Origin of the sequence: Streptomyces beijiangensis (assembly GCF_017315755.1) — a bacterium.
Lineage (GTDB): Bacteria > Actinomycetota > Actinomycetes > Streptomycetales > Streptomycetaceae > Streptomyces > Streptomyces beijiangensis.
This window is the reverse complement of sequence record NZ_JAFLRJ010000160.1, coordinates 1-10,434: the sequence shown is the minus strand read 5'-3', so window position 1 is coordinate 10,434 and position 10,434 is coordinate 1. Positions and strand designations below refer to the sequence as shown.

Sequence of the window (10,434 nt, the reverse complement as noted above, 5' to 3'; positions counted from 1 at the left end):
CATGGCACACAACTGGCGCCATAGCGAGCCAATGTGCGCCACATTCCAGCCAAAGCGGAACCACACCGACGAATTCCCAGGTCAGGAACTGATCGAAGCGGGGGAATACATGTGCTGAACGCGCGGGCCGAACCGTCTACCTGCGCATTCTCCCCTCCTGTCACGCCATGGCCCCGCGATTGGCACGAGCCACTCTCTATATGACTCCACATGGCGCCATAGATGTGCCATCATGGCGCCATCAACAGTGCGCCACTGAAGGGGTCGGGTCATGGAGACAGCACGGAGCCAGCAGCAGACGCCGACCACCGCCCTCACCGCCTTCGCGCGCTTCGTGCTCTGCGGCGGCGGAGTGGGGCTCGCCTCCAGCTTCGCCGTGGCGGCCCTGGCCTCATGGACTCCCTGGGCCCTGGCCAACGCCCTGGTCACCGCGGTCTCCACGCTCCTCGCCACCGAGCTGCACGCCCGCTTCACCTTCGGCGCGGGCCGGCGGGCGACCTGGCGCCAGCACGCGCAGTCGGCCGGATCCGCGGCAGTCGCGTACGCGGCGACCTGCGCGGCGATGGCCGTCCTGCAACTGCTGGTGGCAGCGCCCGGTGCGGTGGTCGAACAGGCCGTGTACCTGTCCGCCTCCGCGCTCGCCGGCGTCGCGCGGTTCGCGGTGCTGCGCCTCGTGGTCTTCGCGCGGAACCACGCGCAGACCACGGCCACCGTCCGCGCCACCCGCCCCGTGGACGCGACCGTGGCCCGCGCCGCGGCCCCGGCCGGCACCGCGGCGCTCTGCCACGCCGCCTGACGTGCAGCACACATCCCATGAGGACCACGCGCTGCTCAAGCGACCTTTAAGCGCTTTTCCAGTGGGCGCTGCTTGTCTGACTGCGGTGTTGAACGCCCGGGGAGTCGGGCGCAGGCCGTGGCAATGCATCTCACCGGGCACCATCCATCGAGCCATCGAGAAGGGGAGATCCACATGAACCTGAACCACGAGGAAGCCGCACAGGAGCTCGACGCCGACAAGCTTGCCGCTCTCGCCGAGGCTGACGAGGCCACCGCTGTCGAGCCTCTCACCCCGAAGCGCGTCAACAGCAAGTACGCCCTTCTGCAGGACGGCACCGACGTCTGATCCGTGTTCTCGGCCGGTCCGTCCGGCCGATGCGCGATCTGTCCGCTCAGTAACGGCCACGCTCGACTCCTCACCTCACCTCATCCGGCATCGGACCTTCACGAGGGCTCACATGCGGCAGCCTCGAATACTCCTCGTCAACCCGCCCATCTGGAACGTGTACGCGCCTCACCTCGCGGTTCCCCTGCTGGCCGCGGTCATGCGCCGGCACGGCTGGCAGGTGACATCGCTGGACCTGAGCATCGAGCAGACGGACTGGCTGCTCTCCGGCGACGGTCTCGGGGAGCTGTTCCCCAAAGCGGAGCGCCGGCTGAACGGTCTGCCCGCGCACGAGCGCAGGGCGCACGAAGAGGTCCTCACCGTCTTCGGTGACACGGTGCGCCGCATCGACGGTGCCAGAGCCGCACTCAAGTCCCGTCACGTACTGGCGGACCCGGACGCGTTCACCGATGCGGCCACGGTCGTCCGCAACGGACTCGCTTGTGTCTCGGCCTCGTTCGCCGGCTTGAGATACGACCTCCGGGGGAATTTCTCGTCCTTCTCGCACCGGCGCTCCGACTCCGTTCTGGAGGCCGCCCGTTCGGTCGACCGCAACGTGTACGGCTGGGCGCTGGAACAGCGCCCGATCCCCGCACTCGACGATCCCGACCTGGCGGTGGCCGGTATCTCGGTCTCCGCCGACACACAGTTGATCGCGGCCCTCACCACGGCCCGCCACATCAAGCTCCGCCGGCCCGACGTGCACGTGGTCATGGGCGGCAATCTGACGACCCGCATGGTGAGCCGCTGGCAGGAGGAGCACCCCTTCTTCGCGTACGTGGACTCGTTCATCTCCTACGAGGGCGAGGACGCGCTGCCCGCCCTGTGCGACCGGATCACCGGCGTCGACGACCGGCCCGTACCCGGTCTGCTCGAGCGCGACGGCCGCGGCGGCCTGCTGCGGACCCCCGCGGCCATGGTCGACGTCTCCGACCTGCCCACACCGGACTTCGACGGCCTGCCGCTCGACCGGTACTTCGCGCCAGGACCGGTACTGCCGCTCCAGGCGTCGCGCAGCTGTGCCTGGGACTGCGCCTTCTGCTCGATCCCGTTCGCCAGCAACAAGTTCCGCATCCGGCGCCCCGAACAGGTCGTCCGCGACATGGCCGCGCTCGCGGCCAAGCACGGCTCCGACAGTTTCATGTTCGTGGACGAGATCATGACGCTGACCTCGTTGCGCGGGGTCTCCCGGGACCTGATCGAGGGCGGACACGAACTCTTCTGGTACGGGGAGACCCGGTTCAGCAAGGGACTGGACGACAAACTGGCGTCCGCACTGCGCCGCTCCGGCTGCCGTCGCCTCGACCTGGGACTGGAGTCGTACAACCAGCGCGTGCTCGACCTGATGCGCAAGGGCACCAAGGTCGACGACATCGAGCCTTCGCTCCAGGCCCTGCTGGGAAACAAGGTCCCCGTCCACCTCTTCTGCATGACGGGCTTCCCGGGCGAGACCCGGGAGGAGGCCCTGCGCACCCAGGAGTTCGCCGACGATGCGCTGCGCCGCTCGGCGGAGGAGTTCGGTGTGCCGTACTCCACCGCTGCGAACGGGCCCTTCATCCTGGACGTGCTCTCCCCCGTCGGTGAGCGTCCCGACCTCTTCGGCGTCGGACTGATTCCGCCCGGCGACGGCGAGGACCTGGCCTTCGACCTCGACTACACGGTGACAGAAGGCCTCAGCCAGCAGGACGCGGCCCTGCTGACCTCCGGTGGTCCCGGGCCGGCGGCGGGAGCCGCGTTCCACCGGGGCACCTGGATCGGCGACGCGGAGGAGTGGTCGTTCCTGTGGGCGCTCGCCGAGGCGGAGCTGCCGTCCCGCCAGGTGACCGCGCCCCCCGCCCCGCTCCTCCAGATCGACATCACCGCCTCGGTGCGGCTCGCGAACGGGGTGCAGGGCCGGGAATCGGCCACCGGCCGCGGGATCCTGCTGCACGTGCCGTCGTGCGACGCCCTGATCGACGTACCCCTGCAATGGCGCCCGCTGCTGGACGGCCGGCCGCACACCGTGTCCGCCCTCTGGCAGGACGCCGGGGCGCCTCGGGCCGCCGCGGCCGCGCTGGCACGGCTCGCCGCGCACGGGGCCCTGGCCATCGAACCGGCCGGCTCCACCGAGGAGTCGCACCCGCTGTGGTACGCCGCCCAGCCGCATGAGGTGACCGACAGCCGCCCCGACGGAAGCTGTCTGCTCGTCTCCGCGGAGACGGGGCGCCGTGTCAGGGTCTCCGCCGCGGGCCGGCTCCTGTGGCTGCTCACGGCCGGGGGTGCGAGCGACCGCGAACTTGCGGCCCGGTCCCGGCTTCCCGAGCGGCAACGGCGTCTGCTCCTGGAGAACCTGGCCGGACACCGGGTGATCGCAGCTGCCTCCCTCGACCCCGGGCTTCTCGAACTGCCGCGCGTCGCGGCCTGACTACAGGAGTTTGCTGTGCCTCACCCGGTCTCCGTGGCAGACGCAGAACTGGACCGCTTCTGGAAGGAGTTCGCCTCCCGCAACTGGGAGCGGGAGCCCCTCTCCCTGCCCTCTTCCCCCGTACGACTGGGCCTCGCGGACTGGCAGTTGCTGCGCGCCCTGAGGCTGGCCGCCGACCCGGCCAACCGGCCCAGGGGCTCGAGCCTGCCGAGGATCGTGGTGACGGTGGACGGCCGGACCCAGCCGATCGACACCGGGCACTTCCTCCCCCTGCCCGACGACAGCGGGCTGGACGCCTACCTCGCCAGGGTGGACACGCGGATGAGGAAGCACGAATGGAGCGTCGCGGTCTCCGGGCTCCACGCGGTCGACGGGGTGCTGTGGGACCGGGCCAAACGGCTGGCCGACGACGTCCACCGGTACACGGGGAGCCGGGCCGCCGGGCGCGTCGACATCGACACCTTCATCGGCCGGTACACCTCCACCAACGTCGGTGTGCACGTGGACCACGCGGGCAATTTCGGATTCACCCTGCGCGGCAAGAAACGCCTGCTGACCTGGCCGCCGGAGCGCGGCGACCAGGTCCCGCAGCACACCGCGGACTACGCGTCGGCCCGCGGTCTGGCCGACGTGCTGGTCGGCGTGCCCGGCGCGCTGACGTACTTCCCCTCCGAGCAGCTGCACGTGGGCGAGTCGCCCGACGCCGTGGCCGTCAACGTCAACATCGCCTTCTTCACCCGCAGCGATCCGGCCGCCCTCGTCCTGGAAGCCGTCGGCGGGCTGCTCGGCCGGGCCCGCGGTGACCTCGCCGGCTCTGGCGCGTCCGCCGCGTCCGTCGCATCCGTCGCATCCGTCGCGTCCGTCGCGGGCAGCATTCCGGCGCCGGCCCGCGCCGCGCTGGCGACGCTGGCGGGACTGACCGGCGGCGAGATCGCGGACGTCGTCTGGGAACACCACATGCGTACGGTGACGTCGGGCGGGCTGGGGGTCGGCCGGCCCGCCGAGGCCCTCGTCCCGGTGGGGCGCAGGGCCGGGGTCCGCAAGCGCACGGACGTCGAGCTGCGCCAGCGCCTTCTCGCCGACGGGCGCCGTGCGGTGGCCACCCAGGGGCACACCCTGAAAGTGGCCGACCACCCTCAGCTCGCGGCGGCCGTGACCGCGCTCGCCGAAGGGGACACCCTCGGCCTCGCCGACTGGGAGCGCCGGTCGGATCCCGCGGCGGTGCCCCTGCTCCACGCCGTGCTGCTCAGGCTGTCGTCGTGGCGGGCCCTCGACGTCCGGGAGGATCCGGCCCCGTGACCTCCATGCGGCAGGGCAGGACAGCGGCACTCATGGTGGGTGCCGCGCTGCTGGTGAGCACGGTGGGCGACGAGGTGGCGATGGTGGCGCTCGCCCTGCGCGGCGCCGACCGTACCGGCCTGACGTCGGTGGTGTCGGCCCAGATGCTCGCCGGTCTGGTACCCGGCATCGTCCTGGGCGGGCCCATCGGGCGCGTCTGCGACCGTTTCCGTACGGATGCGGTGCTCGGCGTGGCACTGGCCCTGGAGTGCCTCGTCGCGGCGGCGGCCGCCGCGGTCGCGGACAGCGCTCTGCTGCTCATCACCGCGATGCTGATGCTGGGCGTCCTGGGGGCCGTTGCCCAGACCTGTGTGATGGCCCTCGTCCCGCAGCTCTTCCCGGGCCCCGGTATCCAGCTCCGGGTGAACGGCGTCATGGAGTCGGTGCGGAACGCGGGATACATCGTCGGCCCGCTGCTGGTGGGCCTGTTGACGGCGCACGGCGGAACCGGACTGGCTCTCGTGGTGGACGCGGGGACCTTCGCGTTCGCCCTGCTGGCCATCCCGGTGATCCGCGGCCGGATCTCCGCGCCGCACCCTGCCGCCAGCGCCCCCGCCGGAGCCGGAAAGCGGACCGCGGGGGCGGCCGGAGGGGGGCTGCGGCTCGGTCTCTCCCTCCTGTGGGCGGGGGCGGGGAGGCGCATGACGCTCACCACGATCGCGGTCACCGTCGCTGCGACCTCGGTCGCCAACGTACTGATGCCGTTCTTCGCACGTGACATCCCCGGCGGCACGGCCGTCTACGGCACTCTGCTCGCCACCTGGAGCGTGGGCCTGGTACTCGGCCCGTTCCTGCTGCGCGGCAGGCTCGGCCGCCTGCCCACCTCCGCGGTCGCCGTCACGGCGGCCACCTGCATCGGCCTCAGCTACATGGTGACCGGCGCCTTTCCCGTCATCCCGCTCATGCTGGCCGCCTTCCTGGGCGGCGGCATGGCCAACGCCGTGCAGAACGTGGCGCTGCGGACCCATGTGATGGCCGACTGCCCGCAGGACGTACGGGGCCGGGTGGGAGCCGCGTACGGGGCGACGCTGCAGAGCGCGGTGGCAGCCGGCTTCGCCCTGGCCGCACTCGTACCCGCCGACGGGGCCCGCTGGGGCATCCTCGCCGGCGGGGTGATCGCCTTCCTGGCCGGCCTGCTCGGCCGGCTCGGCCTGCTGCGGACGCGCGTGACTGCCGGCCCCCCGGCGCCGGGCCGGCCCGTGACCGTAACCGCCGGAACTGCACTGGACGGAGAGAGGCCATGAGCAGCAGCCCGAGCGCCCTCGACCCGGTCATCCCCCGGTTCTGTGCCCAGACCGGGGCCTCGCTCCCCCTCGCCTGGGAATTCGCCTGGTCACCCCCGCCCGATGAGGCAGTGGTCAGGCTGACGCCACCGCCTGACCCCCGGGTGCTCGACCGCGACACCTGGCCCCGCCGGCTCGCGCAGGACACCCGGCTGAGCCTGTCGTCCGGGGCCCGGCTCCAGCACACGCCCGTCCCGTTCCTGTACGAAGGGGGGCCGGTCGCCGTGCTGTTCCGCACGGACCCGGCGGCCTTCGTGGAGGTGCCCGGGCCGGTCGGCGACGCCCTGGTGCGCGGCACCACGGTGGCCGAGGTCCGCCGGGCGTGGGGACGGGACGCCGCGGCCGTCGACCACAAGCTCGTAGGGATGATGCGCTACGGCCTGCTGTGCTGCGGCCCGGCACCCCGGGACCGGCGGCGGACGGCGGACGCCGGTTCGCTGGTCCAGGAGGCATGGGTGGAGGCGGTGGAGCGGGAGGACGGTGGCCATGTCCTCGCCCATACCGCGACGGGCAACTTCCTCCGGACCGGCGAGGCTGCCTTCCGGCTGTGGCAGTGGGCCGGGGCCGGCGACGGGGACGGGGACGGGATCGACCGGCGACAGCTTCCCGCGCAACTCCACGACGTGGCCGGCCTGTTGCTGTCGGCCGGCATGCTCCGGGCCGTAGAGGGGACAAGCCGTGCATGATCCGGCCGACGAGGCGCTGAGTGCTCTCACCCGCCCCGGCATGGGAACCGAGAACGCCGGTCCCGTGCTGCGGGCGCTGACCAGGATGGCGCGCCCGCGCACCGTGGTCGAGGTGGGGGCCGGTTCCTCCACTCTCCATCTGCTGCTCGGGCTGCGCGACGCCCGGGCGGAAGCCGCCGCGGACCGGCGCCTGTTCGGCGGGGAGGTCACGAACGACGAACGGACCTCCGTCCTGCACCCGCGTTCCGCACTCGACGACTACGCGCCGAGGCTCCTCGTCGTCGACGACATCTCCGTGGCCGGCACCTCGGCACATCAGGTGAGCGACGCGGCCCGCGCCCTCGGCCTCGACGACATGCTCACCTTCGTCGAACGGGACTTCTTCGGCCTGACGGACCAAGAACTCGACGCCTGGGGGCCGTTGGACCTGGTGTGGCTCGATGCCGGCACGCAGGCCGACGACGCCGGTTTCCTCACCTCCCTGTGGCCCCGGGTGACACCGGGCGGCACGGTCGTGCTGCACGAGCCGTATCTGGCGACGACGGCGGCGACGCCTTCCGGCCGGGTGGCCTGCCGCGTCGTCCCCACACCCCTGCTGCAGGAACTGCGCCGCCAAGGTGCCGTGAGCGCCGACGGGTTCGACGTACTCACCCTCAGCGAACCTCACAAGCACCGTCAGACGGGCCTGCTGCTGCTCCGCAAGCACGCCGGGTGGGAGCGCGACAGAGGCGGTCCGTTCGCCGGGGAACTGGAGGCGCTGGGGGAGACGTCCGCGGCCGAGGTCCCGCGCCTCGGACCGGCGCCCGCACCGGCGTCCGGCGGGGCTGGCGAGCCCGGGGGCCGGATCGTCGCCGCGCTGGCCGACGGCGTCCGTCGTACCGTCTACAGCGCGGTCGTCCTGAGGTCCGACACCACCCAGGGCATCGCGCAACGCCTCGGGACGCCTTCGGGCCGTTGCGCCCAGGCCCTCACCGCGCTGGAAGAGGCAGGCCTGGTCACGTACGACGGCGACCGCTGGTCCGCCGGTGATGATGTATGGCGGCCCGCGCCGTAACGCCCTGTCTGCCTCGGCGTCCGGGTTCTTCCGGCGTCAGGCCTTGGCGCGGCGGATGTCGATGTTGCCGTGCCGCGTACGGGCCCGGACCTCGACCGTGTTCTCGGACTTCTCCGGGTTCTGGGACGCCGTGAGGGAGTTGCGCACCTGTCCTGAGCCGGAGCTGACGTCGAGCCAGGCGGCCGTGCCCTCGCGGACGCCGACCTCGATGGCGCCGTAGGAGGTCTCCAACTGGACGGCGCCGCGGGCGACTTCGCCCACGCGCAGGGTTCCGTGGGCGGTGGTGGCGGTGACGGAGGACTCGGCGCGGGCGATGTCGATGTCGCCGTTGGCGCCGCTCACCCGCAGTTCGCCGGTCGCGGCGCCGACGGCCGTGGTGCCGTGCGAGTTCTTCAGGACCGCGGGGCCGTCGATGAATCCGACGCGCAGGCTGCCCGAGCTGGTGGTGATCTCGGCGGTGCCCTCGATGTGGTCCACGGAGACCGAGCCGTGCGACGCGGTCAGGTGGAGCGGGCCGGTGGCGTCGAGGCGGACGTCGCCGGAGGAGGTCTTCACGCGGACCTCGCCGAGCCGGCCCTCGCCCAGGACCTGGACCCAGGCGCCGGTCACGTCGATGCGCGAGCCCGTGGGCAGCTGGACCGTCACGTCGACGGTGCCGGTGCGCCCGAGCAGGTAGCGCTGCTTGGGCGTCCTGATGGTCAGGTCACCGCTCGCGTACGTGACCTCGGTCTGGTCGGCCGCCCGTACGTCCTGGTCCTTCTTCGCATCGCGCGGGCGCACCTCGACGACGGTGTCGGGACGGTCGCCGGCGGCGAACTGGATGGAGCCGGCCTCCACGCGCGCCGTGGCCGAGATCGCTTCGGGAGTGTCGAAAGAAGGCATGTCTGTCCCGTCCTCTTGGGTCTTAAGGGTGTCCCCGCTGATGGGACGCGGTGCGGGTGGAGCGGCGGAGCGGGCGGGCAGGGGCGGCTACCGCACCCAGCCCGTGAAGTTCTGTCCGACGGCCTGGCTCTTCTCGGGCCCGCGCGGCCGGTTGCCGCCGTCGACCGCGGCCGACACGGCCCGTACCAGCCAGGCGTTCACCGACAGGCCCTCACGGCCTGCGGCGTCCTCCGCACGCGCCTTGAGGCCGGCGGGCAGACGCAGGTTGACGCGGGCGGTGCCGCCCTCGTCGCCCTCGGCGGTGGCCGGGGCGGGCGCCGGTGCGTCGAGCGGTTCGGACCGCTGCTCGCGCTGCGGCAGCACCACCACGAAGTCGGGCTCGAGGCCGCGCAGCCGTACGTCGACCGAACCCGGGGCGAGTTCACGGGTGATCTCGTCCATGGCGGCGGAGAGCACGTTGAGCAGCGTCAGCCGCGTCGCCGACTCCAGGGGAGCGGTCAGCCGCTCGGCCAGCTCCTGGGCGTCTTTCCCGCCTGCTTCGGCGGCCACCGCGAGCTCCCGGCGGAGCGTGTCGACATAGGGAGTGAGGTCCATGACGCCATGATGGCACCATATTGGCGTCACATGCAAGCCTGACGGCGCAATAGGTGGCAGCGGGCGCGCCGCGGGATGAGCGACGCGTTCGTCGTTGCAGGTCAGGTGGCGGCACGAGGAGCGGGAGCGTGGCGCCAAGTTGCCCACGGGCGACACGTTACTCGGCCGGCTCCACGCCGGCCCGGAGCAACCCGTACGCGTATGCCTCCTCCAGCGCGCCCCACGACGCCGCGATCACGTTTCCCGCGACGCTCACCGTGGACCACTCCTGCCGGCCGTCCGTGGTGGAGATCAGGACGCGGGTCGATGAGGACGTACCGTGCTTGCCGTGCTTGCCCGCCAGGATGCGGACCTTGTAGTCGACCAGTTCGAGCCTGGCGAGCTGCGGGTAGATGCGTTCGAGCGCGACGCGCAGGGCGCGGTCGAGCGCGTTGACCGGGCCGTTGCCCTCGGCGGTGGCGACGATGCGCTCGCCCTTGGCCCAGAGCTTCACCGTCGCCTCGGTGATGTGGGTGCCGTCGGGGCGGTCCTCGACGATCGCCCGTCTGGACTCGATACGGAAGTAGCGGCGGGTCCGCCCCTCGGCCTCCTCGCGGAGCAGCAGTTCGAAGGAGGCATCGGCGGCCTCGTACGTGTAGCCCTGGAGCTCGCGCTCCTTGACGCGCTTGACGACCCGGCCGACCAGCTCGGGATCGCCGGAGATGTCGACGCCGAGCTCCTTGGCCTTGAGCTCGATGGAGGCGCGGCCGGCCATGTCGGAGACCAGCATCCGCATGTGGTTGCCGACCAGGGCCGGGGCGATGTGCTGGTAGAGGTCGGGGTCGACCTTGATCGCGGAGGCGTGCAGGCCCGCCTTGTGCGCGAAGGCCGAGACTCCTACGTACGGCTGGTGCGTGGAGGGGGTGAGGTTGACGATCTCGGCGATGGCGTGGGAGATGCGGGTCATCTCGGCGAGCGCGCCCTCGGGGATGACCTTCTTGGCGTACTTGAGTTCCAGGGCGGCGACGACGGGGAAGAGGTTGGCGTTGCCG

At 72.0% G+C, this 10,434-nt stretch carries 10 protein-coding genes; 7 read left to right on the top strand and 3 right to left on the bottom strand.

All coding sequences use genetic code 11. The features are described 5' to 3' along the window. The first annotated feature begins 271 nt into the window (after nucleotides 1-271). From J0695_RS18180 to J0695_RS18150, 7 genes are all read left to right on the top strand, one after another. Nucleotides 272-796 carry a hypothetical protein gene (locus J0695_RS18180; protein WP_206963137.1) on the top strand — a complete coding sequence of 175 codons (525 nt, stop codon included), beginning with the start codon at nucleotides 272-274 and terminating at the stop codon, nucleotides 794-796. A 174-nt stretch (nucleotides 797-970) separates the two neighbouring features. After that, nucleotides 971-1,123: a hypothetical protein gene (locus J0695_RS18175; protein ID WP_206963136.1), complete on the top strand. Its 153-nt coding sequence runs from the start codon at nucleotides 971-973 to the stop codon at nucleotides 1,121-1,123. Between the two features lie 112 nt (nucleotides 1,124-1,235). After that, the gene (locus J0695_RS18170; protein WP_206963135.1) at nucleotides 1,236-3,566 is read left to right on the top strand and encodes a B12-binding domain-containing radical SAM protein; all 2,331 of its coding nucleotides are present in this window, start codon (nucleotides 1,236-1,238) and stop codon (nucleotides 3,564-3,566) included. Between the two features lie 33 nt (nucleotides 3,567-3,599). After that, nucleotides 3,600-4,865 (top strand): hypothetical protein, encoded by a 1,266-nt coding sequence (locus tag J0695_RS18165; RefSeq protein WP_206963134.1) that lies wholly within the window; start codon nucleotides 3,600-3,602, stop codon nucleotides 4,863-4,865. 5 nt (nucleotides 4,866-4,870) lie between these two features. Continuing rightward, nucleotides 4,871-6,148 (top strand): MFS transporter, encoded by a 1,278-nt coding sequence (locus J0695_RS18160; RefSeq protein ID WP_242552838.1) that lies wholly within the window; start codon nucleotides 4,871-4,873, stop codon nucleotides 6,146-6,148. Continuing rightward, nucleotides 6,145-6,873, top strand: coding sequence for a hypothetical protein (locus J0695_RS18155; RefSeq protein WP_206963132.1), 729 nt, complete (start codon nucleotides 6,145-6,147; stop codon nucleotides 6,871-6,873). The genes J0695_RS18160 and J0695_RS18155 overlap by 4 nt, the downstream gene beginning before the upstream one ends. Next, nucleotides 6,866-7,927, top strand: coding sequence for a class I SAM-dependent methyltransferase (locus J0695_RS18150; protein ID WP_206963131.1), 1,062 nt, complete (start codon nucleotides 6,866-6,868; stop codon nucleotides 7,925-7,927). The genes J0695_RS18155 and J0695_RS18150 overlap by 8 nt, the downstream gene beginning before the upstream one ends. A 36-nt stretch (nucleotides 7,928-7,963) precedes the next feature. Here J0695_RS18150 and J0695_RS18145 read toward each other — a convergent pair whose 3' ends face one another. The 3 genes from J0695_RS18145 to J0695_RS18135 form a co-directional block, all read right to left on the bottom strand. Further along, the gene (locus J0695_RS18145) at nucleotides 7,964-8,809 is read right to left on the bottom strand and encodes a DUF4097 family beta strand repeat-containing protein (protein WP_206963130.1); all 846 of its coding nucleotides are present in this window, start codon (nucleotides 8,807-8,809) and stop codon (nucleotides 7,964-7,966) included. Between the two features lie 87 nt (nucleotides 8,810-8,896). Then, on the bottom strand, nucleotides 8,897-9,403 hold the full coding sequence (locus J0695_RS18140; protein WP_206963129.1) for a hypothetical protein: 507 nt from the start codon (nucleotides 9,401-9,403) through the stop codon (nucleotides 8,897-8,899). A 157-nt stretch (nucleotides 9,404-9,560) separates the two neighbouring features. Continuing rightward, nucleotides 9,561-10,434: alpha-isopropylmalate synthase regulatory domain-containing protein (locus tag J0695_RS18135; protein ID WP_277989996.1), on the bottom strand; the 874-nt coding region annotated here is incomplete at its 5' end.